The organism is Bacillus cereus group sp. BfR-BA-01379 (genome assembly GCF_022663605.1).
GTDB lineage: Bacteria > Bacillota > Bacilli > Bacillales > Bacillaceae_G > Bacillus_A > Bacillus_A mobilis.
Map to the genome: position 1 here is coordinate 122,914 of NZ_JAKUFT010000002.1, position 22,949 is coordinate 145,862.

Consider the following 22,949-nt stretch of genomic DNA (forward strand, 5'->3'; position numbering starts at 1 on the left):
TTTTCTATTTTGTGATAGCATGAAATTTGAAAGTGAACATCAAGAGGAGGACTATAGGTGAAGTTAATTTCGTGGAATGTAAATGGTTTGCGAGCAGTTATCGCAAAAGGTGGATTTTTAGACTATCTTGAGGAATCAAATGCTGATATATTTTGTTTACAAGAGATTAAATTACAAGATGGGCAAATTGATTTAAATCTAGAGGGATACTATACATACTGGAATTATGCTGTGAAAAAAGGTTATTCAGGAACGGCTATTTTTTCGAAAAAAGAACCGCTATCTGTAACGTACGGTTTAGGGATTGAAGAGCATGATCAAGAAGGCCGAGTTATTACTTTAGAATTCGAAGATTTTTATATGATAACGTTATATACACCAAATTCAAAACGTGGATTAGAACGATTAGATTACAGAATGAAATGGGAAGATGATTTCCGGGCTTATATTAAAGGGTTAGATGAGAAGAAACCAGTTGTTTTTTGCGGTGATTTAAACGTTGCTCATAAAGAAATTGATTTAAAAAATCCAAAAAGTAATCGTAAAAATCCTGGATTCTCTGATGAGGAACGAGAGAAACTCACACGTATTTTAGAAGAAGGATTTATTGATACGTATCGTTATCTGTATCCTGATCAGGAAGGCGCATACTCATGGTGGTCGTATCGTATGGGAGCGAGAGCAAAAAATATTGGATGGCGTTTAGATTATTTTGTTGTTTCGAAAAGAATGAAAGATCAAATAACAGAGGCGAAAATTAATAGTGAAGTAATGGGATCAGACCATTGCCCAGTTGAATTACATATGAATTTCTAAAAAAAGAAGTATCTTCCTAAGTTTAGGTGGATACTTCTTTTTTATTCAGTTTGTTAAAATTTTTCAAATCTTTCTTGAAATAATTGCATATTAAATATATACTTAGTAACGATAATCATTATCAGTGAAAAAGGTTATCAATGGATGAAGTGTAAAAGAATTATAGTTTAGGGGAAGTGAACGAGAATGAGTTCTGGATAAAATTATTAATCTAATGAAATATATACGTGAGACAAGTTTCATATAGTTAAATTTTATTGAGAATATAGTTTGAGAATTCGAGAGGAGTTATATAAAGATGAACAAGAAGTTATTTACTTTAGGGATGGTTACAGTTTTAAGTGTAGGACTAGCGGCATGTAATAGCGCTGATAAAACTTCTGGGGAGCAAAAGCAACAGACAAAAGCTACGGAAACGAAAAAAGACGAAAAAAGAAAAATTACATATTTAGGTAAAGAATATACAGTGCCAGCAAAAGTAGATAAAATTGCGACAGCTAGTTTAGAGTCAATGGAAGATGCAGCGGTACTTGGTATTAAGCCAGTAGGTGCTATTACTGTTGGTGGTAAATTACCGAAGTATCTTGAAAAAGATTTAGAAGGTGCAAAATCTGTTGGTGAGAAGATGGAACCAAATTTTGAAACATTACTACAATTAAAACCAGATGTAATTACATCAAGTACGAAATTCCCAGCAGAAACAGCTGAGAAGTTCACGAAAGTAGCTCCGACATTCCCAGTATCGCACGTTTCAACAAATTGGGAAGACAATTTAAAGTTAATGGGAGAATTAACTGGTAAAAAAGATAAAGCAGAAAAGATTATTAAAGATTACAATACGGATGCTGAAAAAGCAAAAGCAAAATTAGGAGATAAGTTAAAAGACAAAAAAGTACTTGTCATTAGACTAAGAGCAAACGACTTATTCCTATACCCAGAAGGAGTATACTTTAATCCTGTAATTTATAAAGATCTTGGACTAACTGCTCCAGAACAACTTAAAACGGTAAAAGCACAAGAAAAGATTTCTTTAGAAAAATTAGCTGAAGTTAATCCTGATTATATCTTCTTACAATACGAGGCTAGTGAAAATAATAAACCGAAAGTGTTAGAAGACATTGAAAAGAATCCAATTTGGCAAAGTATGAATGCTGCGAAAGAAAAGAACGTATTTGTAAACGTAGTAGATCCAATGGCACAAGGTGGTACAGCTTGGAGTAAAACAGCATTCTTAAAAGAAGCGGTGAAAAATTTATCTAAATAATACAATAAGTAAGGTGCGTTGAATGATATGCAGAAAACGAATGCGGTACCAGTAACCATTTTATGTATAGCGCCCATATTGATTTTATTGACAGTGATACTTTCTATTTTATATGGTGCGAAAAACATTGATGCTCAAACAGTGTGGAATGCATTATTTCATTTTGATTCAAGTGATGTAAATCATAATATTATTATTACTTCACGTTTACCAAGGGTAGTTGCAGCTCTTTTAGTCGGAGCATTTCTAGCCATATCAGGAGCACTTATGCAGGGGATGACAAGAAACTATCTTGCATCCCCTTCTATTATGGGTGTGACGGATGGTGCAGCTTTTGTTATTACACTTTGTATGATTTTTCTTCCAGGAATGTCATCAATTGGTATGGTTTTATGCTCAATGATTGGTTCTGCATTAGGAGCAGGTATTGTGTTTGGTTTTGGTTCGCTCCTTCAAAATGGCTTATCACCAGTTAGGTTAGCGATTATCGGAACAGTTATAGGAACATTTTTAAGTAGTGTATCTGCTGCGATGGCTTCGTATTTCCAAATTTCTCAAAATGTTAGTTTTTGGTTTAATGCAAAGTTAGATCAAGTGGACCCTAATGTAATTATAATCACGATACCTTTTGGGATAATTGGGATAGCTTTAGCATTAGTAATATCAAAATCTATTACAATTCTTTCTTTAGGAGAAGAGGTATCTATTAATCTAGGACAACGTACAAAACTAGTTAAAGGGATGGCGATTTTATCCGTTATTCTTTTAACAGGAACAGCAGTTGCATTAGTCGGGAAAGTAGGTTTTGTAGGTTTAATTATTCCGCACATTACTCGCTTTATAATTGGGGTAGATTATAAGTGGATCTTGCCATGTGCAGGTGTTATTGGCGGAGTTTTCTTAGCGTTATGTGACGTTTTGAGTAGATTTGTAAACTATCCATTTGAAACACCAATTGGCGTCGTTACCTCCTTAATTGGAATTCCGTTCTTCCTTTATTTAATCCGTACAAGAGGGGGAGAGAGACATGCCTAAAAGTTCAAGTCAACGTTTCGGAATGACAATGGGGATTATTATATTTTTAATTTTTGGTGCTATTTATATTAGTTTAACGAACGGTACGTTTGATATTACGATTACGGATGTATTTAAAACACTTTTTAGAATTGATCCAGTACCAGAACATGATCTAGTTATCTTTGATTTTCGTCTTCCACGCATCGTAATTGCTGGGTTAGTAGGATTAGGCCTTGGCGTTGCAGGTGCTGTTATTCAAGGGATTACGAGAAATGGGTTGGCAGACCCAGGTATTTTAGGAGTGAATGCTGGAGCCGGAACAGCCATCGTTATTTTTATGTTTTTCTTTCAAGGGCAATTAAAGAGCACAGACTGGATGTCTATTATGATGATGCCAATGTTTGGTTTAGTCGGCGGATTAGGTGCAGCTATCATCATTTATCTGTTTTCATGGAAAAACGGTAAGCTAGATTCGCAACGTCTTTTATTAACAGGGATTGCAATTGGATCAGGATTTGGAGCATTTTCTATGTACTTATCACTCAAAATGAAGTCAACTGATTTCGAGATGGCTGCAGTTTGGGTGTCTGGAAGCATATATAGCGCAAACTGGAAGTATATTGTTGCTATGTTGCCGTGGCTTATCATATTAATTCCGCTTATACAAAAGAAAGCTTATTTATTAGATTTATTTCAATTGGAAGAAACGAGTATTACAAGTTTAGGTGTTTCAGTTGAAAGAGAGAAATCTATTTTACTACTAAGTAGTATCGGACTTGTGAGCGCATGTGTTGCTGTTTCAGGAAGTATTGGCTTCATTGGACTAATGGCACCGCATATAGCGAAAAGGCTAGTCGGTATTCAGCATAAATATATCATTCCTACGTGCGGAGTAATCGGAATGTTCCTTGTAATTGCTTCAGACTTTATTGCAAAAACAGTGTTCACACCTGTAGAGTTACCAGTTGGAATCGTTATTTCTATTGTCGGTGTACCGTATTTCTTATATTTACTTTATAAGGCGAAAGCGTAAGAGGAGGAATAAAAGTGAGTATTTTAAGTGCAAAAAATTTAGAAACGAGTTATGAAAAGCTTACAGTGTTTCGCGATTTAAATGTGGAAATACAAGAAGGAAAAGTAACGACAATTATAGGGCCAAACGGGTGCGGTAAATCGACATTGTTAAAAACAATGGGAAGAATTTTAAAGCAAAAGAGCGGTAAAGTCTATTTACAAGGACAGGATTTACATACAATTCCAACGAAAGAAATTGCAAAGCAGTTAGCTTTACTTCCGCAAACTCCAATTGCGCCAGGAGAGCTTAAAGTAGAAGAGTTAATTTCTTATGGACGCTACCCACATCGAAATAACGTAAATAAGTTAACTTCAAAAGATAAAGAAATGATTGATTGGGCATTAGAAATAACGAAAACTTCTGAATTTCGAACGAGACAAATTGCAAATTTATCAGGTGGTCAAAGGCAAAAGGTATGGCTAGCGATGGCTTTAGCACAAGAGACAGAAGTGTTACTACTAGATGAACCCACGACATATCTTGATATGTCTCATCAATTAGATGTATTACAAATTGTGGAGAAATTAAATAAAGAACATAATTGTACGGTCGTAATGGTACTACATGATATTAACCATGCAGCAAGGTTTTCAGATGAAATTATTGCAATGAAGGAAGGGGAAATCGTTACAACTGGTAGCCCAGAAGAAATCATTACAAATGAAGTGTTAAAAGAAGTATTTCATATTGATGCGCGTGTCATGATTGATCCATATAACGGATCTCCTGTTTGCTTTGGATACGATAGCGTTGTCTCTCAAGAAGAGAAAGTTGAAATATATGTAACGAGTTAAGAAGGGGGGATATAGGATGAATACTACGATTGAAAAACAGCAGATTATAACATTTAATACAGAGCAGTGGAAAATGTATTCAAAACTAGAAGGTAAGGAATATCAAATTCATATTTCAAAGCCGAGGCAGCCAGCACCAGAGTCAGGCTATCCTGTTATATACGTATTAGATGGCAATGCCTTTTTTCAAACATTCCATGAAGCAGTTAAAATACAATCAGTTAGAGCAGAAAAAACAGGTGTTTCACCAGCCATTATAGTCGGTATTGGTTATCCAATTGAAGGTGCATTTTCAGGTGAAGAAAGATGCTATGATTTTACGCCTAGTGTAATTTCAAAAGATGCGCCTTTAAAACCGGATGGCAAACCGTGGCCTAAAACAGGAGGAGCACATAACTTCTTTACTTTTATAGAAAAAGAACTGAAGCCTCAAATCGAAAATGATTTTGAGATTGATAAAGGAAAACAAACGTTATTTGGGCATTCGTTAGGTGGTTTATTTGCTTTACATATACTATTTACAAACGTAAATGCTTTTCAAAATTATTTTATTAGTAGTCCATCTATTTGGTGGAATAACCAATCTGTGCTTGAAAAAGAAGAGAACCTTATGAGTGAATTAAACAGTGCTAAGTTTGAAACGGGAGTATTTCTTACAGTGGGGTCACTAGAACGAGAGCATATGGTTGTAGGGGCAAACGAATTGTCAGAGCGTCTTCTCCAAGTAAAACATGATCAGTTTAGATTTACGTTTTATGAGGCTGAAGGGGAGAATCATGCATCAGTTGTGCCGACTTCTTTAAGTAAAGGGTTAAGGTTTATTAGTCACGTATAGAAGAGGGGAAAAGGTAAGCAATTGCTTACCTTTTTTCATTATTGTTTAAAGGCAACGTATCCATCAATTAAAAAGCTACTGAAAAAGCGAGTGATGTGAGTAAAGCCACATTCCTCCATAATAGTTAGTAGATTTGTTTCGGAAATAGGAAATATTTCTGTTTCAAAAGAATTTTCAAATCGGTCCCAATCTTTTAATGGAATGTGATTTTGCATCATATGGTTGCGCCAAGCATTTAATTGTGCAGAAAACATACTTGTATGGGGTATACCATTTATTGAAGAGAGAAAGAATGGAGCACCTGGCTTTAAGCGACTACTAATTTCATTAAGTAACTCTATTTTCTCCTTCATAGTTGGGATGAAGTGAAGAACAAGCATACAAGTAGCAGCGTCAAATAATGGATTGGTTAATAATGAATGAACAGTTCCATGTACAAAGTGAATTTGATTTTGCAAGTCTTCGTGTTCAATTCTTTTTTTAGCTAACTGTAGCATGCTTTGAGATGGATCCACACCTGTAAAAGATAAGTTGCTATTTTGTTTACCTATTGAGAGAATTTCTTGTCCACCACCAGCACCTATAACTAGTAAATTTGGCTTCATGTTTTCTTTAGGGAGTGTCATAAATAAAAAATGGTTCACCATTTCATAAAGGGTAAAATATCCAGGGATTTTTAACGGGATTGTTCGTTCATATGTATGTACAGTATGATCATTCCAGCTCATTTTTTAGCCTCCTCTTTTACAATAAAGTTTCACTTTATTATGAAATAAAATGGTTAGAGGAAACAATCCCATAAATCTGGGGGGAAATCAAGATGATTTATGAACAGGCAACGAAAGAAATAACAGTGTTGATGAAAAGTGAGAGATCAATTAGACAATTTCAAAAAGAGTTTTTAAATATTTTAAAAAAGGTAATTCCTTTTGATGCGTCCTGTTTTGCCGCTATAGACCCACGCACATTTTTAACAACCGGGGCATATACAGATCGAAGAATTGAACAACTGCATTCGCAGTTATTTATGAATGAATTTTTAGAGGATGATTACAACAAATTTAAAGATTTAGCATCAAAGGCCCCTCATGTTGGTACGATACGTATTGTCACAAATGATAATCCGATAAAAAGTACTAGGTATCGAAATATTTTAAAACCAGCCGGTTTTATAGATGAAGTAAGAGTGGTTTGTATGAGTAAAGGAAAATGTTTTGGACAATTAAGTCTGTTTCGAGATAATACAAAAGTACCTTTTCAGCATGATGAATGTAAGTATTTATCGAAGGTGGGTTTATTGGCAGGAGATACTTTAAGAACATCCTTTATAATCCGGTCAGAAGAACAAGTAAAAGTAGTAGGAAGGGGTATGATTGTATTAAATGAAAATCTTAGACTAAATTATTGGGATGAAACAGGGTACATATGGTTATCAAACTTTAGAAAATATGAGCAATTGAATGAAGATGACATTCCGAGGCCGATACGGGCAGTTTGTTCGAAAGTAAAAGCGCATGAAACTAATAAAGAAGCAACAGTCTGTATAAGTTTAACATGTGGGCAATTTTTGGTTATTCGTGCGAGCAGGCTAGAAGGTTACAGTAGTTGTCATACAGGATATAGGGTTTTGTTCGAAAGTGCACGGCCAGAAGAAGTTTTTCCTCTTCTTGCAGATTCTTATAGTTTGTCTCAAAGAGAGAAAGAAGTGATAGTAGGAATTGTTAGAGGGATGTCAACAAAAGAAGTGGCAAAAGAATTGTGTATTTCTACGTATACAGTTCAGGATCATTTCAAGTCAATTTTTGAAAAGGTCGGAGTATGCAGTAGAAACGAGCTTATATGGGAGCTCTTTACAAAGTTTTATTTTTCTCCGGAGGAATACTAAAAGAAAACCGGTTTGATTTATCCGGTATTAACAATCGGTAAGCTCATAAGATTGATAGCTGTGGGTTAATAATCAGTGGGATTTTTAATATAAACGAGAAACATTCAAATAAACATTTGAATGTTTCTTGTTTATAAGGTATACTACATACATAATCAAATATGTATTTGAATAAGAGGTGTTACATATGAAGGAAGAGCATTGTGAACTTTGCTATCATGATGAGCAAAAAGTAAAACATGCAAGTGACATGCTAGAGAAAGAAAATATAAGTAGTGTAGCGAAAATGTTTAAGGCACTTGCAGATGAAACACGTTTGAAAATTGCTTATGCGTTGTATACAGAAAAAGAGCTTTGTGTACGTGATGTCGCAAGTATTATTCATAGTAGTATTGCAACAGCTTCACATCACTTAAGACTATTACAAACGATAGGATTAGCGAAAAAGCGTAAAGAGGGGAAACTTGTTTTTTATTCATTAGATGACTCTCACGTAAATGGATTAATTGAATTAGCGTTTAGTCATAGTATTGAAATGAAGAATAAAGAAGTTGATATGTAATTATGCATTTTCATCAAGATACTTCTTTATGAAAATGCAACTTTAAAAGGAGAGGAGATAATAAGTATGGTAAAGCTAGTTTTAATACGACACGGACAAAGTGAATGGAATGTTGAAAATAGGTTTACAGGTTGGACGGATGTTGATTTATCTAGTAAAGGTTTGCAAGAAGCAAGAGAAGCCGGAGTAATGCTGAAAGCTAATGGTTTCTCATTTGATATAGCATATACATCTGTTTTGAGAAGAGCGATGCGTACTTTATGGATTACTCTCGAAGAAATGGATTTGATGTGGCTACCTGTTCATAAAACATGGAAATTAAATGAGCGACATTACGGTGCGCTTCAAGGATTAAATAAGGAAGAAACAACGAGAAAATATGGCGATGAGCAAGTAACTTTATGGAGACGTTCAACAAATGTACGCCCACCAGCACTTACAAAAGATGACGAAAGATATGAAGCAGCACATCCGAAATATAGAGAGGTAAAAGAGTATGAGTTTCCTCTTACAGAAGATCTAGAAGATACGAAGAAACGAGTTGTTTCATATTGGAATGAAGAGATAGCTCCTAATGTAAGAGCTGGTAAACAAGTAATTATAGCAGCCCATGGCAATACAATACGTGCTTTAGTAAAATATTTAGATCAAATTTCAGATGAAGATATAAAAAATGTAAATATTCCAACAGGAACACCATTGGTTTATGAATTGGATCAAGATTTAAAACCGATATGCCATTATTATTTAAATAGGGAAATAGAAACTTTAGAAGAAAAACTGGTGTAAAATAAACGATTTAATATACCCTACCTATGTATTGTATGAGAAAAACGGAGGTGAGTTAAATTGTTACATTATACGGTTGTAAATAAAAAGAATTGTGAGGCATGTGGACTATGTACTTCTATAGCACCTGATATATATCAATTAGACGGAAGAGGAAAATCATTTGGTGTATTAGATAACAACCAAGGAAGAATGGGTATTCCAAAAACTTTCTTACAAGCAATGTTGGCGGCAAGTGACGGCTGTCCAACAAGTTCGATTCAGATAAGAAAAGAGCCATTTGTAAATAAGGTAAAAATTTAATAGTGGAATTATGAAAGACAAAACAAAATTAAAAGGAGGCATTTATATGGGACATCATCACGGTCACCAACATCATGGGCATGCTCACGGGCATTCCCATGGACATCATCATTTTGAGGAGAGTAGGAAAGGAAATAGAAAAGGATTAATTACAGCTTTAGTCATTACAGCAACTATTATGTTCCTTGAATTTTTCGGGGGACTAGTTACAAATAGTTTAGCTTTATTATCAGATTCAGGACATATGTTAAGTGATACAAGTTCATTATTATTAAGTTTAATTGCTATTGGATTAGCAGCTAGAACAGTTACTTCTACAAAAACGTATGGATATTATCGTTTTGAAATTTTAGCAGCATTAATCAATGGAATTACATTATTTGTTGTAGCAGGGCTTATCGTATGGGAAGCAATTGGTCGTTTTTTTGAACCGCCAACTGTAGCAAGTGGTCCAATGATGTTAATCGCATCAATTGGTTTACTAGCAAATTTAATCAGTGCATGGGCACTCATGAGACAAGGTGACGTGAAAAATAATGTGAATTTACGTAGCGCGTATTTACATGTTCTTGGGGATGCTTTAGGGTCAGTGGGAGCATTAGTAGCTGGTGCACTTATGTCATTATTCTCATGGTATATTGCAGATCCAATTATCTCGGTAGTTGTAGCTTTATTAATTTTAAAGAGCGCATGGGGAGTAACAAAACATTCTATTCATATACTTATGGAGGGTACACCAGTTGCAATTGAACTAGAGAAAGTGAAGCAAGCGATTAAAGGAATAGAAGGTGTACGTGATTTACATGATCTTCATGTTTGGACAATTACATCTGGATTAGATGCATTAAGCGTCCATGTAATGATTGATAAAAAGCAAGATGATCAAGAAGTACTTCAAAATATTATCGATATGTTAAAGCAAGAGTTCCATATTGAACATGCTACCATTCAAATTGAAACATTTAACATTAAACATAATGAAATGATTGTCTAATCAAATGCAAACGAAAGGCTATGGAGAAATTCTCCATAGCTTTTTGTTTGTGCAAGTAGAATTGTCCTTTTTGAACGTTTTGTTTCAACTTTTCGTCTAAAGAGACAAAAAGTTGTCACAATTCGGTCACAATTAGCATAAACATAAAATAGACGAAATGAACTTATTTCCAAAAAGGCTTAGTTCATTCCAATCATGATTCGTAGAGCTGCAAAAGCATGGATTAAAAGTTCACTATATTCTCAAGGAGGTAGATCGTATGAAAACTATTCTTGCTATCGCTGGGCTTATTTGGGTTTTATCACATGGCATTCCAATTTATGAAGGAGAACAAATTCGCAGTGCTCTGAATAAAAATTTTAATGAATATCACGTTATTGATCGGCAAGATAATGTTGTGACAGTTCGTGTAAATGACTGTTTTCATACGGTAACCGTTGAAGGAACTTCTGTAGTGAATGATACAAAAGTATGTGATCAGCAATAATTATATATAGGAAGAAAAAAGTCTCAATTTATATGTGTATAAATTGAGGCTTTTATATTTATGGATGAATAATAAGCGTAGATAGATAATCTACGCTTATTATTCTTTTTGAAAAAAGGAAAGGGTATCATGAAAATTGAGACTGAGAAGCTAATAAATTGTTAAGAATAAGCATAGAGCGGAAATATACTCATATGGGGTATCATACATAGATAATTAATGCTATAATTGGTATACTCGTAAAAGCAATTATTTTATTGGATGAAGAGAAACTTTAAGAAGGTGATAATATGGATCATAAAGAGCATGAAGCGGTAACACATAGATCAGAAAAAGAAAAAGAACAAATTATAAATAGATTAAAGAGAATTGAAGGACAAGTCCGCGGTATTCAAAATATGATTGAAAATGATCGTTATTGCGTGGATATTTTAGTTCAAATTTCAGCGATTAATGCAGCGATGAAAAAAGTAGGAATGGGTGTATTAAAAAACCATACAAGTCATTGTGTTTCAGGTGCTATTAAAGATGGCAATGGGGACGAAGCAATTGAAGAATTAATGACAGTATTTGAACGTTTTTCAAAAGCGTAAAAACAAGCTAGTATGTCACTGGCTTGTTTTTTTGTTTATTTTTATATAGGATTTCGAGGTATTGGTGTGAAAAAGTGTGTGTAAAATAAACTTTTAGAAAATAATTGAAAAATCATGATACAAAACCATTGATTACCTTAGGGGGGTATGGTAAGATGTAATTGTGATTAACAAACAATGAAGAAACAAGAGGAGGATTTTAAATGGAACAGTTAACATTACAAGTTGAAGGTATGTCTTGTGGACATTGTGTAAATTCAATTGAAAGCAGCGTGAAAGAACTAAACGGTGTTGAGCAAGTGAAAGTTCAATTAGCAGAAGGTACTGTTGAAGTTACTATCGACTCATCAGTTGTAACGTTAAAAGATATCGTTGCTGTAATTGAAGATCAAGGGTACGATGTTCAATAATTATTTTTAGATATGGAAATAAATCGTACTTTATAGGAAGTACGATTTATTTTGTTAAAAATTATACCTTATGAGGGTATATAGAGGTGAGAGACATGAATGAACAAAAAGAGGCCAATCTTCAAATATCAGGAATGACATGTGCGGCATGTGCAAATAGAATTGAAAAAGGTCTAAAAAAAGTAGAAGGTGTTCATGATGCAAATGTAAATTTTGCACTTGAAAAAACAAAAATAATGTATGATCCCCAAAAAACAAATCCGCAACAATTTAAGCAAAAAGTTGAATCGTTAGGGTATGGAATTGTCAGTGATAAAGCTGAGTTTACTGTTTCAGGGATGACATGCGCAGCATGTGCAAATAGAGTAGAAAAACGTTTAAATAAGTTAGAAGGTGTGAACGGAGCGACAGTAAATTTCACTTTAGAATCAGCTACAGTAGATTTTAATCCTGATGAAATTAATGTAAATGAAATGAAGAGTGCAATTACGAAATTAGGATATAAATTAGAAGTGAAATCAGATGAGCAAGATGGATCAACTGATCATCGCTTACAAGAAATTGAGCGACAAAAGAAGAAATTTATCATTTCGTTTATTTTATCATTTCCGTTATTGTGGGCAATGGTAAGTCATTTCTCATTTACATCGTTTATTTATTTACCTGATATGCTTATGAACCCTTGGGTGCAGCTAGCTCTTGCAACTCCAGTTCAGTTTATCATTGGTGGGCAGTTTTATGTTGGGGCTTATAAAGCGTTACGTAATAAAAGCGCCAATATGGATGTTCTCGTTGCACTTGGAACGTCTGCGGCATATTTCTACAGTGTGTATTTAAGTATTAGGTCGATTGGTTCTTCGGAACATATGACAGACTTGTATTTTGAAACAAGTGCAGTACTTATTACATTAATTATTTTAGGTAAATTATTTGAGGCGAAAGCAAAAGGACGCTCGTCAGAAGCAATTAAAAAATTAATGGGTTTACAGGCGAAAACCGCTACTGTTGTACGAGATGGAACAGAAATAAAAATTTTAATCGAAGAAGTGGTAGCTGGTGATATCGTTTATGTAAAGCCAGGTGAAAAAATCCCGGTAGATGGGGAAATAGTAGAAGGAAAGTCAGCAATAGATGAATCGATGTTAACAGGCGAGAGTATTCCGGTTGATAAAACAATTGGAGATGTAGTAATTGGTTCTACAATAAATAAAAATGGCTTTTTAAAAGTGAAAGCAACTAAGGTAGGAAGAGATACTGCATTAGCTCAAATTATTAAAGTAGTAGAAGAGGCTCAAGGTTCAAAAGCTCCTATTCAAAGGGTAGCGGATCAAATTTCAGGTATTTTCGTACCAGTTGTAGTTGTAATTGCCATTATCACATTTGCAGTGTGGATGCTATTTGTTACACCTGGTGATTTTGGCGGAGCACTTGAGAAAATGATCGCCGTACTTGTTATCGCTTGTCCATGTGCATTAGGTCTTGCAACGCCTACGTCTATTATGGCGGGATCAGGAAGATCGGCTGAGTATGGCATTTTATTTAAAGGCGGGGAGCATTTAGAAGCAACTCACCGATTAGATACAGTTATTTTAGATAAAACAGGTACTGTGACAAATGGGAAGCCGGTGTTAACAGATGTAATTGTAGCAGATGGATTCCATGAAGAAGAAATACTACGTTTAGTAGGTGCGGCAGAAAAAAATTCTGAACACCCACTTGCAGAAGCGATTGTAGAAGGAATTAAAGAAAAGAAAATTGATATCCCAAGTTCAGAAACATTTGAAGCGATTCCGGGATTCGGTATCGAATCAGTTGTAGAAGGGAAACAATTACTAATTGGTACACGTCGATTAATGAAGAAATTCGATATTGATATTGAAGAAGTTTCTAAATCGATGGAAGAGCTTGAACGAGAAGGAAAAACAGCAATGCTTATTGCGATCAATAAAGAATATGCTGGTATAGTGGCCGTTGCAGATACTGTAAAAGATACTTCAAAAGCAGCTATTGCCAGACTTAAGAAAATGGGTCTAGACGTTGTTATGATTACAGGAGATAATACACAAACTGCTCAGGCAATTGCTAAGCAAGTTGGTATTGATCACGTAATTGCAGAAGTATTACCAGAAGGAAAAGCAGAAGAAGTGAAAAAACTGCAAGCGCAAGGTAAGAAAGTAGCGATGGTTGGAGATGGAATAAATGATGCTCCTGCACTGGCTACGGCGGATATCGGTATGGCAATTGGAACAGGAACGGATGTAGCGATGGAAGCGGCAGACATTACGTTAATCCGTGGTGATTTAAATAGTATTGCTGATGCAATCTTTATGAGCAAGATGACGATAAGAAATATTAAGCAAAATTTATTCTGGGCACTAGCTTATAATGGATTAGGAATCCCAATTGCAGCGTTCGGTTTCTTGGCACCTTGGGTTGCTGGGGCGGCGATGGCATTTAGTTCTGTATCCGTTGTATTAAATGCATTACGATTACAAAGAGTGAAATTAAAAAAATAAAAATCTATAGAGTAATTGCATATGCTTACAAACAAAAAACAATACTTTGAAATAAGTATTGTTTTTTGTTTATATAGAAAGAAAAAAGCTATAATAAAGCAGAAATATTGAATACTAGATGGTAGAAAAGTTAAATGATAGTTTGATAAGGAGGCTCAAATATGTTAAAAGATACGATCATTAGAACATTCCATAAAGAGGATTTAGAACAAGTATTACAGTTGTTCTATGAAACAGTTCATACAATTAACGCAAAAGATTATAATGTATTACAGCTACAGGCATGGGCACCAGAGCGACTAGATAGAGAAAGCTGGTTACAGTCTTTAGAGAAGAATATTAGTTATGTAGCGGATTATACCGGTGTAATAGTGGGATTTGGTGATTATAATGATGAGCATTACGTAGATCGTCTATTTACGCATAAAGATTATCAAGGGAAAAGGATAGCGTCATACATACTACAGAAGTTAGAAAAAGAAGCAGTGAACTTGGGGCATAGGGAGATATATACAGAAGCGAGTATTACAGCAAAACCTTTCTTTGAAAGTAAAGGTTTTATTTGCATAAAGGAACAAAAGAAACAACATAATGGTCAGATTTTTACTAATTATGTAATGAAAAAAATAGCCCTCTCATAGACGAGAAGGCTATTTTTTCATTATTTTACAGCTTCTTTTAGTTCTTTACCAGCTTTGAAAGCAGGTACTTTAGAAGCTGCGATTTGCATTTCTTCACCAGTTTGTGGGTTACGGCCTGTACGAGCAGCTCTTTCGCGAACTTCGAATGTACCGAATCCGATAAGTTGTACTTTTTCACCAGCAGCTAAAGTGTTAGTGATTGATTCTACTACAGTTTGTACAACTACAGTAGCTTCTTTTTGAGAAATCTCAGCGTTTTGTGCTACGTTTTTGATTAATTCTGTTTTGTTCATGTTTTTCACCTCATATGTAAATAATGCTATTTAAGTTGTTATTATAACGTATAAAACATTCGAGAACAAGTGTACGCACATATATTCGTAAAAAAAATGAAATTTGTAATATTTTTTAGAGCCACTGTATAGACAGTTCATTTAAGCGGATACAGATTGTTTCTTTAATTCGGTTTGTTCTTTATTGGAAGGTAGTTTCTTATTATAAGATATGAAATAAGGTAACGCTACAAAAAACATACCACCTACTAAGTTTCCGAAGAAAACAAAAATGAAGTTTGGAAAATATTCCATCCAAGTTAACTGCCCGGCAAAAATTGCAGCTGGGATAACAAACATATTGGCTACAACGTGTTGAAATCCAATCGCAACAAAAGTCATAACTGGGAACCAGATGCCGATAATCTTCCCGATAAATTCTTTACTTCCCATACTGAGCCAAACGGCTAAACAAACGAGCCAATTACATCCGATTGCAGAAATAAAGGCTTGCAGTGGTGTATCTTGTAGTTTAGCTTGCGCAATAGAAACTGTTTTCGCTAAAAAAGCGCCCTCTGTTAATCCGACGATATGACCGAAAAAATAAGCAACGAATACAGCGCCTATGAAGTTGCTAAACGTAACGATAACTAAATTTCGTATGAAATGAAATAAAGTAATTTTCTTTTGAAGCCAAGCCATAGAAACTGTCATCATGTTACCAGTTACTAGTTCACCACCTGCAAGAATAACAAGTATAAGACCGATAGGGAATACAGTAGCGCCTAGAAAACTAGTAAATGATCCCCAAGATTTTGGCATTGTTCCAATAACATGGATATCGAGTAAATACCCTAATGCTATGAAAGCACCACCAAAAAAACCGAGAATTAGCATAGGGAGTAATGATAAATGAGCTTTTTTTCTTCCGGAATTCGTAGCAAGTTCCGTAATTTCTTCTGGTGTAAATACAGACATGAATAATCTCTCCTCAATAAAATGATAGAATAAATAGAAGGAACATTTTTAAAAATCTATGTATTATAAAAATATGTTATGACTTCTGTATAAATTTGTCAAAGTGAATAGGGTAGAATTGGATATAACTAACATTGTTCATGATGTCACATTAATGTAACAATAAGGCTGTAAAGTACTTCTAGAGGTGAGAGCATGAATACGCATCATGTAAAAAAAGAACAAAAAAAATCAATTGTAAAAATATTTATAATCGGTTTTATAAGTATAGTAATGATTTCAGTAAGTTTATATCTCTATGCGACAGAAATAGAACGAAAACTAGTAACAGTTACGTGGAATGAAATAAAAGCATCGACAATTCCTAAAGAGTTTAATAATAAAAAGATATTGCAATTCTCAGATGTACATTTAGGGCCAGAATTTACACTGAAACAACTAGAAAATTTGGTGGAGAAAATGAATGCGTTACATCCAGATGTAGTAGTTTTTACAGGGGATTTAATAGATAAGTTTGGATCGTATAAGGCGGAAAGAGAAGAAGCGAAAGGCATTTTACAAAAAATACATGCACCCTTAGGGAAATATGCAGTGTATGGGAATCATGATAGGGGCGGGGGAGGTAGTTTATTTTATAAAAAGTATATGGAGGAAGCCGGTTTCTCTGTGTTAGTAAATGAAGTGCAAAAAATTAAAGTAGAAAACGGAAAATATATTACAATATCAGGTTTGGATGATTTCTTATTAGGAAAGCCGCAAATAGACTCGACTTTAAAACATGTGAGACAACAAGATTTCAATATGCTCTTAGTACATGAGCCGGATGTTGTAGACAAAGTAGCTCGTTACCCAGTTGATTTTCAAATGTCAGGCCATAGTCACGGAGGACAAGTCCAAATTCCTTTTATAGGTCCATTAATTACTACAAAATTAGCTGAGAGCTATGTGGAAGGTATGTATGAATTAGAAGGGAAGAATAAGCCGTTACATTTATATGTAAATCGTGGTATTGGGACAACACGAATGCCTGTTAGATTTTGGAGTGTACCTGAACTTTCGGTATTTGTGTTAAAGCAAAATAGCAACTAGACTATTCTAGAGTAGTAGGACTTTCAGAGAAAGTTCTCTTTTTTATTAATTAAACACGGAATATTATGTGAGTTTTATTTGAAGTGTTAAAATGGAAAAGAATCTCTTCATCATGTAGAAGTGAAAAAGTAAGTTACATAAATAAAAAACAACAATAGGTTATATAACCTATTGTTGTTTTTTATTATTTTTGCAAGGGAATCGCATCAAAATATGTTCTATAGTTATTAGAGAATTCAAAGTTGTTTTTTGCATCCCAATTAATAGACCAGGACATTAGGCCGCGGAATACAGGATAGCCACTCTGATTTGAAAGTTTATACTTTCCTCCGAAAGGAATTCCTTTCATGATATAATCTAAAGCTTTTTTCATTTCAGTTGGAGAAATATATCCGCCACTTGGAGCGGCAGCTGGTGCTGCAGGAAGTCCAATCATGACTTGATCCGAACGAAGAGCTGGGAAAATGTTATTTGCATTACCACCTACTGGAAAACCATGTAAGAGCATATCTGCCATAGCGACTTCGTAGTCTGCAGTACCTTGATTGTAGTTATTACCGTCCATTCCAATCCCACTACCAGCGTTGTAGTGTTGAACGTGAATGTATGTTAGTTTGTCTTTCACTCCGTAAATAATCGGTAAATATGCACCCCAGATGCTTCCATATGCACTATAACCGCCTTGAACATAAGCTGTTTCAGGAGCCATGCTTAATAGAAAATTTGTACCATAATGATCTGAGATTGTCCGAATAGCTGAAATAAGATTTACGATTTGAGGAGTCGTTGGGTTTTTGAAATTAGTGTCATTTCCGTTTAAGTAAATTCCTGATTCAAGGTCAATATCTATTCCATCAAAACCGTATTTATCAATTAGAGATTGTATGGAATTAATAAAACGTTGCTTAGCGGCATTATCAGGAAGTAAAACGACCCCATTTTGTCCACCTATTGAAAGAACTACTTTCTTTCCTTTACTTTTTAAATAAGCAATATCTGATTTGAATTCTGCATCCGTACCATACACAGGAGAAAATTCAACAGTGGAACGATCGCCACCAGTTTCACCGAAAGATACATTGATTACATCCCATTTTGGTGAAACGTCTCTTAATTTAATAATACCAGTACCATTATCGAAGTTATGCCAGTATCCAACGAGTAATTTTGATCCTAAATTGTTTGCTGCTTGTGCCTGAAAGGGAGCTAGTGGTAGCAGTAAGAAAATTACTAAAGTACAACAAATGAATTTGAACTTGTTTAACATATCAACACTCCTATACAAAAAAGTTGTCTAGATGTATAATCTTGTTCATTTAATGATATCTGAAAATTCAATCTTTTGTAAAGTGACTATAATTTTCTCAACAATTGTGTATGATAAAATTATTAAACCTAATGAAATAATTTCTGAAGGAGGTCGAATTACGATTGTTAAATTCAGAATATTTTGATATATTTTAAGGTATAGGACAAGATTTTTCGCATAATACTCTTACATAAATTTCAAAATTAAGTTTGGAAGGGGATGTACAAGAGTTGGATAAAAATCTTAAGAAAGACCTCAAAATACGCCACATTACAATGATCTCAATTGGCGGCGTAATAGGAGCTGGTTTGTTTGTTGGAAGTGGTGCGGTTGTGCATTCAGCAGGTCCAGGTTCTATCGTTTCATATGCATTAGCAGGACTGCTAGTTATTTTCGTTATGAGAATGCTAGGAGAAATGGCAGCTATTAATCCGACAAGTGGTTCATTTGCAACATATGCAAGAGAGGCAATTGGTCCATGGGCAGGTTATACAATTGGGTGGTTATATTGGTTTTTCTGGTTAATTGTTATTGCAATAGAAGCTACAGCAGGTGCTGGTATTATTCAATACTGGATTCCAGAAATCCCGCTCTGGTTATTAAGCTTAATATTAACGATTTTATTAACATTGACGAATGTTTTCTCGGTGAAATCATTTGGAGAATTTGAATATTGGTTTTCATTTATTAAAGTAATAAGTATTGTTTTGTTCCTTTGTCTTGGACTAGCTGTTATTTTAGGATTTGTACCAGGAACGGAAGCACCTGGCACTTCGAATTTAGTAGGTCAAGGAGGATTTATGCCAAATGGTATAAGTTCGGTGTTACTTGGAATCACCGTCGTTATATTTTCATTTATGGGATCTGAGATTGTTGCAGTGGCCGCTGGAGAGTCTGCCGAACCTGTAAAAGCCGTAAAAACAGCAACAAATAGTGTAATTTGGCGTATTCTCGTATTTTTCATTGGATCGATTGCTGTAGTTGTTACACTCCTTCCATGGAATTCGGCGAACATACTAAAAAGCCCGTTTGTGGCGGTACTGGAACATATAGGGATACCAGCGGCAGCGCAAATTATGAATTTTATCGTTTTAACAGCTGTACTTTCTTGTTTGAATTCGGGTTTATATACGAACTCAAGAATGCTTTTTTCAATGGCAGAAAGAGGAGATGCGCCAAAGGCATTTTTGAAATTGAATAGTAGTGGTGTTCCAGTTCGGGCGGTTTTATTTGGAACTTTCTTTGCTTACATTGGAGTTGTTTTTAGTTACATATCTCCAGATAAAGTATTTTTATTTTTAGTGAATGCATCTGGCGGGATTGCGTTACTCGTTTATCTCGTAATAGCAGTTTCTCATTTCAAGATACGTAAAAAAATGGGGAAAGCGGAACAACAAAATTTGAAAGTGAAAATGTGGTTTTTTCCGTATGTAACATACGTTACAATTGCTGCGATTATAGCAGTTTTAGTTGCAATGCTCGCAATTGAATCTTTACGTTCACAGGCACTATTAACGATGCTAGTTACTGTTCTTATCATAATTTCTTATTTTATTTTCAATAGAAATAAAAATAGTACAGTGTTGACTCCTAAAAGTAAAAATGAGGAATCTGTTCGATTCTAATTTATTGTTTTAGAAGAGAGTTACACCCAATCATTGCTATAAAAGAATCATATATAATCATAGAAACAAGTAATTACTATTGTCATAGTGAATATAAACTTTTTTCTTGACTTTTTATACGAAGGCGAGCAAAATGGTAAAAAAGGAAGGGGGGATGGCAATGGAAGAGTACATATTAGAGCTATATAACCTGTTATATACGACAGAATGGCAAGATATTGTTTCGTTTCTAGGAATAATGTTTTGTATGAAAATTGTAATTGTATATATGGAAGAGCAAGGTATGTTCTATTCCTTCTCATCCCCGTTCGATGTGCAGCGCGAGCCGTTGCCAAACTATGCCAAGGTAAATTACGAACAAATTCCTTTTGTTATATTCTTTATGATTCGATTTATAACAGCGATTGTAAAGAAAAAGGAAAGTGACGATGAAGAGTGCCACTCAACTTGTAATATAGCGACTGCTTTTTAAGCTAAATACAAGGAGGAGATTTATATGTGGTTTCGATTTCTTATGATTGGTTTCTTTTCATTAACAGCAATTTCTTTAATGGGATATCAAGTGTCTGAAATTTTTCAAGCATATAGCAATACGTTTTTCAACAAAAACTAATTACATTGCTATTTAAATAATAAAGCGATAAAATCCTTCTTAAGAAGTTTTATTAAGAAGGATTTTTTTCTTTGCTCTGTCTTACTGTGTCAAACTATTGTCACATTTACACTGTGAATAATATGTTAAAATAGTGAGGTTACGTATACATATTTGAAGGAAGAGGAGTGACCATTTTGGTGGATCAATCAACGAATCAGAAAAGCTATGCTCCTATTGTGATAACGCTTTCTGTAATTGTAAATGCGATTATTTTATTTTTGTTCTTTGGACCTGTTGGCTATGAAGGAGAAGTACATTTTGATGTAACGATTTTACCAATGTTAAATGCAATTTTTAATAGCTTTACGTTCGTATTCTTATTAGCAGCTTTATACTCGATTATTAAGAAGAATGTGAAAATGCACCGTGGTTTCATCCTGGCAGCATTTACAACGACGTTACTATTTTGTGTTTCTTATTTATCGTATCATTACTTGGCGCCGGCAACACATTTTGGTGGGGAAGGATTCATTAAATATGTGTACTTCATTATTTTAATTACACATATTATCCTTGCAGCAATTATTGTACCACTTGCATTGTTTGCACTTGTATTTGGTTTTACAAATCAATTAACACGTCATCGTAAAATTGTACGTTGGACGATGCCGATTTGGTTATATGTAAGTTTATCTGGTGTTATTGTTTACTTAATGATCTCACCTTATTACCAATAAAAAATCTCAGCCTGTAGGCTGGGATTTTTTTGTTAGGCAAATATTTTTGTGAAATGAAAAAAATATGGTATACAAAAGTATAGTTGCTTTTCATATAGAAGGGATGGTAAAGGGATATGCAAAATTTTGTATTTCGTAATCCGACGAAACTTATTTTTGGTAAAGGTCAATTAGAACAGTTAAAAACTGAAATTCCACAGTTTGGTAAAAAAGTTCTTCTCGTATACGGGGGAGGCAGTATTAAAAGAAACGGTATTTATGATAATGTACTTTCTATTTTAAAAGATATAAATGCAGAAGTATTTGAATTGACAGGCGTTGAACCGAATCCTCGTGTATCAACTGTAAAGAAAGGAATTCAAATTTGTAAAGATAATGGTGTTGAATTTATTTTAGCAGTTGGCGGAGGAAGTGTGATCGACTGTACGAAGGCAATTGCTGCTGGTAGCAAATATGATGGAGATGTATGGGATATTGTAACGAAAAAAGCATTTGCTAGTGAGGCGTTACCATTTGGTACGGTGCTTACTCTTGCAGCAACAGGATCTGAAATGAATGCGGGTTCTGTCATTACAAACTGGGAAACGAATGAAAAATATGGCTGGGGTAGCCCAGTTACTTTCCCGCAGTTTTCGATTTTAGATCCAGTTCACACTGTGTCTGTGCCGAGGGATCAAACAATTTACGGTATGGTAGATATTATGTCACACGTATTAGAGCAATATTTCCACCACGGAACAAATACAGAACTACAAGATCGTTATTGTGAATCTGTATTAAAAACAGTAATTGAAACCGCTCCTAAGCTTTTAAGTGATTTAGAAAATTATGAGCATAGAGAAACCATTTTATATTGCGGTACTATGGCGTTAAACGGCATTTTAGCGATGGGAGTAAAAGGAGACTGGGCAACTCACAATATTGAGCACGCCGTTTCTGCGGTTCATGATATACCACATGGGGGTGGCCTTGCGATTTTATTCCCGAACTGGATGAAGCATGTTCTAGATGAAAATGACAGTCGTTTTAAACAGTTCGCTATTCGTGTATTCGATGTAGAAACAGATGGGAAAACTGATCGAGAAATTGCGTTAGAAGGAATTGAGGCGTTACGTCAATTTTGGACTTCAATTGAGGCGCCGGTAACATTAGCGGATTATGCTATTGGGGAAAATGAAATTGATTTAATGGCGGATAAAGCGATGGCTTATGGCGAATTTGGTAACTTTAAAAAATTAAATAAAGACGATGTTTTAAGCATATATAAAGCTTCTTTATAAGTGAATCGAGCAAAGAAACCCATTTGATTGTTATATCAAATGGGTTTCTTTTTTGTTGTTTATAACTGCTTGTGATTGGTTTT

At 34.6% G+C, this 22,949-nt stretch carries 25 protein-coding genes; 21 read left to right on the top strand and 4 right to left on the bottom strand.

Going from position 1 to position 22,949, the window contains the following annotated elements:
- Positions 1 to 57: 57 nt before the first annotated feature.
- From MR113_RS01550 to MR113_RS01575, 6 genes are all read left to right on the top strand, one after another.
- A complete protein-coding gene (locus MR113_RS01550; protein ID WP_242250736.1) occupies positions 58 to 816 on the top strand; it encodes an exodeoxyribonuclease III in 759 nt (252 codons plus the stop codon).
- A 298-nt stretch (positions 817 to 1,114) separates the two neighbouring features.
- Positions 1,115 to 2,080: an iron-hydroxamate ABC transporter substrate-binding protein gene (locus MR113_RS01555; RefSeq protein ID WP_242250737.1), complete on the top strand. Its 966-nt coding sequence runs from the start codon at positions 1,115 to 1,117 to the stop codon at positions 2,078 to 2,080.
- 27 nt (positions 2,081 to 2,107) lie between these two features.
- Entirely contained in the window at positions 2,108 to 3,115 is a 1,008-nt protein-coding gene (locus MR113_RS01560) for a FecCD family ABC transporter permease (RefSeq protein ID WP_242250738.1), read from the top strand.
- Positions 3,108 to 4,130 (top strand): FecCD family ABC transporter permease, encoded by a 1,023-nt coding sequence (locus MR113_RS01565; RefSeq protein ID WP_061678140.1) that lies wholly within the window; start codon positions 3,108 to 3,110, stop codon positions 4,128 to 4,130. Before MR113_RS01560 ends, MR113_RS01565 begins: the two co-directional genes overlap by 8 nt.
- 14 nt (positions 4,131 to 4,144) lie before the next feature.
- Positions 4,145 to 4,966 (top strand): ABC transporter ATP-binding protein, encoded by an 822-nt coding sequence (locus tag MR113_RS01570; RefSeq protein WP_098585681.1) that lies wholly within the window; start codon positions 4,145 to 4,147, stop codon positions 4,964 to 4,966.
- Between the two features lie 16 nt (positions 4,967 to 4,982).
- The gene (locus MR113_RS01575) at positions 4,983 to 5,801 is read left to right on the top strand and encodes an alpha/beta hydrolase (protein WP_242250739.1); all 819 of its coding nucleotides are present in this window, start codon (positions 4,983 to 4,985) and stop codon (positions 5,799 to 5,801) included.
- 38 nt (positions 5,802 to 5,839) lie between these two features.
- Here MR113_RS01575 and MR113_RS01580 read toward each other — a convergent pair whose 3' ends face one another.
- Positions 5,840 to 6,529 carry a class I SAM-dependent methyltransferase gene (locus MR113_RS01580; RefSeq protein WP_242250740.1) on the bottom strand — a complete coding sequence of 230 codons (690 nt, stop codon included), beginning with the start codon at positions 6,527 to 6,529 and terminating at the stop codon, positions 5,840 to 5,842.
- Positions 6,530 to 6,621: 92 nt separating this feature from the next.
- Between MR113_RS01580 and MR113_RS01585 the strand changes: the two genes are divergently transcribed.
- From MR113_RS01585 to MR113_RS01630, 10 genes are all read left to right on the top strand, one after another.
- Complete coding sequence (locus tag MR113_RS01585) at positions 6,622 to 7,686, top strand: helix-turn-helix transcriptional regulator (protein ID WP_242250741.1); 1,065 nt, start codon at positions 6,622 to 6,624, stop codon at positions 7,684 to 7,686.
- Positions 7,687 to 7,873: 187 nt separating this feature from the next.
- Complete coding sequence (locus MR113_RS01590; RefSeq protein ID WP_242250742.1) at positions 7,874 to 8,248, top strand: ArsR/SmtB family transcription factor; 375 nt, start codon at positions 7,874 to 7,876, stop codon at positions 8,246 to 8,248.
- A gap of 66 nt (positions 8,249 to 8,314) precedes the next feature.
- Positions 8,315 to 9,037 carry a 2,3-diphosphoglycerate-dependent phosphoglycerate mutase gene (gene gpmA, locus MR113_RS01595; RefSeq protein ID WP_242250743.1) on the top strand — a complete coding sequence of 241 codons (723 nt, stop codon included), beginning with the start codon at positions 8,315 to 8,317 and terminating at the stop codon, positions 9,035 to 9,037.
- 60 nt (positions 9,038 to 9,097) lie between these two features.
- On the top strand, positions 9,098 to 9,340 hold the full coding sequence (locus tag MR113_RS01600) for a ferredoxin (RefSeq protein ID WP_242250744.1): 243 nt from the start codon (positions 9,098 to 9,100) through the stop codon (positions 9,338 to 9,340).
- Between the two features lie 46 nt (positions 9,341 to 9,386).
- On the top strand, positions 9,387 to 10,334 hold the full coding sequence (locus MR113_RS01605) for a cation diffusion facilitator family transporter (protein WP_242250745.1): 948 nt from the start codon (positions 9,387 to 9,389) through the stop codon (positions 10,332 to 10,334).
- Between the two features lie 259 nt (positions 10,335 to 10,593).
- Positions 10,594 to 10,821, top strand: a complete 228-nt coding sequence (locus tag MR113_RS01610; RefSeq protein WP_000849106.1) for a hypothetical protein — start codon at positions 10,594 to 10,596, stop codon at positions 10,819 to 10,821.
- A gap of 290 nt (positions 10,822 to 11,111) precedes the next feature.
- A complete protein-coding gene (locus tag MR113_RS01615) occupies positions 11,112 to 11,414 on the top strand; it encodes a metal-sensing transcriptional repressor (protein WP_000349636.1) in 303 nt (100 codons plus the stop codon).
- A 203-nt stretch (positions 11,415 to 11,617) separates the two neighbouring features.
- Positions 11,618 to 11,824: a copper chaperone CopZ gene (gene copZ, locus MR113_RS01620; RefSeq protein WP_000436980.1), complete on the top strand. Its 207-nt coding sequence runs from the start codon at positions 11,618 to 11,620 to the stop codon at positions 11,822 to 11,824.
- 95 nt (positions 11,825 to 11,919) lie between these two features.
- A complete protein-coding gene (locus MR113_RS01625) occupies positions 11,920 to 14,340 on the top strand; it encodes a heavy metal translocating P-type ATPase (RefSeq protein ID WP_242250746.1) in 2,421 nt (806 codons plus the stop codon).
- Between the two features lie 161 nt (positions 14,341 to 14,501).
- Complete coding sequence (locus MR113_RS01630) at positions 14,502 to 14,981, top strand: GNAT family N-acetyltransferase (RefSeq protein WP_242250747.1); 480 nt, start codon at positions 14,502 to 14,504, stop codon at positions 14,979 to 14,981.
- A gap of 20 nt (positions 14,982 to 15,001) precedes the next feature.
- Here the strand turns inward: MR113_RS01630 and MR113_RS01635 are convergent, their stop codons facing one another.
- Together MR113_RS01635 and MR113_RS01640 are read right to left on the bottom strand one after the other, a co-directional pair.
- Positions 15,002 to 15,274, bottom strand: a complete 273-nt coding sequence (locus tag MR113_RS01635; RefSeq protein ID WP_001043904.1) for an HU family DNA-binding protein — start codon at positions 15,272 to 15,274, stop codon at positions 15,002 to 15,004.
- 141 nt (positions 15,275 to 15,415) lie between these two features.
- Positions 15,416 to 16,231: a formate/nitrite transporter family protein gene (locus MR113_RS01640; RefSeq protein WP_242250748.1), complete on the bottom strand. Its 816-nt coding sequence runs from the start codon at positions 16,229 to 16,231 to the stop codon at positions 15,416 to 15,418.
- 195 nt (positions 16,232 to 16,426) lie between these two features.
- On the opposite strand from MR113_RS01640, the gene MR113_RS01645 reads away from it, so the two are divergent.
- Positions 16,427 to 17,320, top strand: a complete 894-nt coding sequence (locus MR113_RS01645) for a metallophosphoesterase (RefSeq protein WP_242250749.1) — start codon at positions 16,427 to 16,429, stop codon at positions 17,318 to 17,320.
- 184 nt (positions 17,321 to 17,504) lie between these two features.
- Here MR113_RS01645 and MR113_RS01650 read toward each other — a convergent pair whose 3' ends face one another.
- Positions 17,505 to 18,587 (bottom strand): chitinase, encoded by a 1,083-nt coding sequence (locus MR113_RS01650; RefSeq protein ID WP_242250750.1) that lies wholly within the window; start codon positions 18,585 to 18,587, stop codon positions 17,505 to 17,507.
- Between the two features lie 272 nt (positions 18,588 to 18,859).
- Here MR113_RS01650 and gabP point away from each other — a divergent pair, with 272 nt between their 5' ends.
- From gabP to MR113_RS01670, 4 genes are all read left to right on the top strand, one after another.
- Positions 18,860 to 20,254 carry a GABA permease gene (gene gabP, locus MR113_RS01655; protein WP_242250751.1) on the top strand — a complete coding sequence of 465 codons (1,395 nt, stop codon included), beginning with the start codon at positions 18,860 to 18,862 and terminating at the stop codon, positions 20,252 to 20,254.
- Between the two features lie 133 nt (positions 20,255 to 20,387).
- Positions 20,388 to 20,726 carry a hypothetical protein gene (locus tag MR113_RS01660; protein ID WP_242250752.1) on the top strand — a complete coding sequence of 113 codons (339 nt, stop codon included), beginning with the start codon at positions 20,388 to 20,390 and terminating at the stop codon, positions 20,724 to 20,726.
- Positions 20,727 to 21,043: 317 nt separating this feature from the next.
- Complete coding sequence (locus MR113_RS01665; RefSeq protein ID WP_000228316.1) at positions 21,044 to 21,586, top strand: DUF420 domain-containing protein; 543 nt, start codon at positions 21,044 to 21,046, stop codon at positions 21,584 to 21,586.
- Between the two features lie 116 nt (positions 21,587 to 21,702).
- Positions 21,703 to 22,866: an iron-containing alcohol dehydrogenase gene (locus MR113_RS01670; protein WP_242250753.1), complete on the top strand. Its 1,164-nt coding sequence runs from the start codon at positions 21,703 to 21,705 to the stop codon at positions 22,864 to 22,866.
- Positions 22,867 to 22,949: the final 83 nt, after the last annotated feature.

Coding starts and splice junctions, on each gene's coding strand:
- MR113_RS01555 (WP_242250737.1), top strand. CDS start 1,115: ATGAACAAGAAGTTATTTACTTTAGGGATGGTTACAGTTTTAAGTGTA.
- MR113_RS01560 (WP_242250738.1), top strand. CDS start 2,108: ATGCAGAAAACGAATGCGGTACCAGTAACCATTTTATGTATAGCGCCC.
- MR113_RS01565 (WP_061678140.1), top strand. CDS start 3,108: ATGCCTAAAAGTTCAAGTCAACGTTTCGGAATGACAATGGGGATTATT.
- MR113_RS01575 (WP_242250739.1), top strand. CDS start 4,983: ATGAATACTACGATTGAAAAACAGCAGATTATAACATTTAATACAGAG.
- MR113_RS01580 (WP_242250740.1), bottom strand. CDS start 6,529: ATGAGCTGGAATGATCATACTGTACATACATATGAACGAACAATCCCG.
- MR113_RS01585 (WP_242250741.1), top strand. CDS start 6,622: ATGATTTATGAACAGGCAACGAAAGAAATAACAGTGTTGATGAAAAGT.
- MR113_RS01590 (WP_242250742.1), top strand. CDS start 7,874: ATGAAGGAAGAGCATTGTGAACTTTGCTATCATGATGAGCAAAAAGTA.
- gpmA (WP_242250743.1), top strand. CDS start 8,315: ATGGTAAAGCTAGTTTTAATACGACACGGACAAAGTGAATGGAATGTT.
- MR113_RS01605 (WP_242250745.1), top strand. CDS start 9,387: ATGGGACATCATCACGGTCACCAACATCATGGGCATGCTCACGGGCAT.
- MR113_RS01610 (WP_000849106.1), top strand. CDS start 10,594: ATGAAAACTATTCTTGCTATCGCTGGGCTTATTTGGGTTTTATCACAT.
- MR113_RS01615 (WP_000349636.1), top strand. CDS start 11,112: ATGGATCATAAAGAGCATGAAGCGGTAACACATAGATCAGAAAAAGAA.
- copZ (WP_000436980.1), top strand. CDS start 11,618: ATGGAACAGTTAACATTACAAGTTGAAGGTATGTCTTGTGGACATTGT.
- MR113_RS01625 (WP_242250746.1), top strand. CDS start 11,920: ATGAATGAACAAAAAGAGGCCAATCTTCAAATATCAGGAATGACATGT.
- MR113_RS01630 (WP_242250747.1), top strand. CDS start 14,502: ATGTTAAAAGATACGATCATTAGAACATTCCATAAAGAGGATTTAGAA.
- MR113_RS01635 (WP_001043904.1), bottom strand. CDS start 15,274: ATGAACAAAACAGAATTAATCAAAAACGTAGCACAAAACGCTGAGATT.
- MR113_RS01640 (WP_242250748.1), bottom strand. CDS start 16,231: ATGTCTGTATTTACACCAGAAGAAATTACGGAACTTGCTACGAATTCC.
- MR113_RS01645 (WP_242250749.1), top strand. CDS start 16,427: ATGAATACGCATCATGTAAAAAAAGAACAAAAAAAATCAATTGTAAAA.
- MR113_RS01650 (WP_242250750.1), bottom strand. CDS start 18,587: ATGTTAAACAAGTTCAAATTCATTTGTTGTACTTTAGTAATTTTCTTA.
- MR113_RS01660 (WP_242250752.1), top strand. CDS start 20,388: ATGGTAAAAAAGGAAGGGGGGATGGCAATGGAAGAGTACATATTAGAG.
- MR113_RS01670 (WP_242250753.1), top strand. CDS start 21,703: ATGCAAAATTTTGTATTTCGTAATCCGACGAAACTTATTTTTGGTAAA.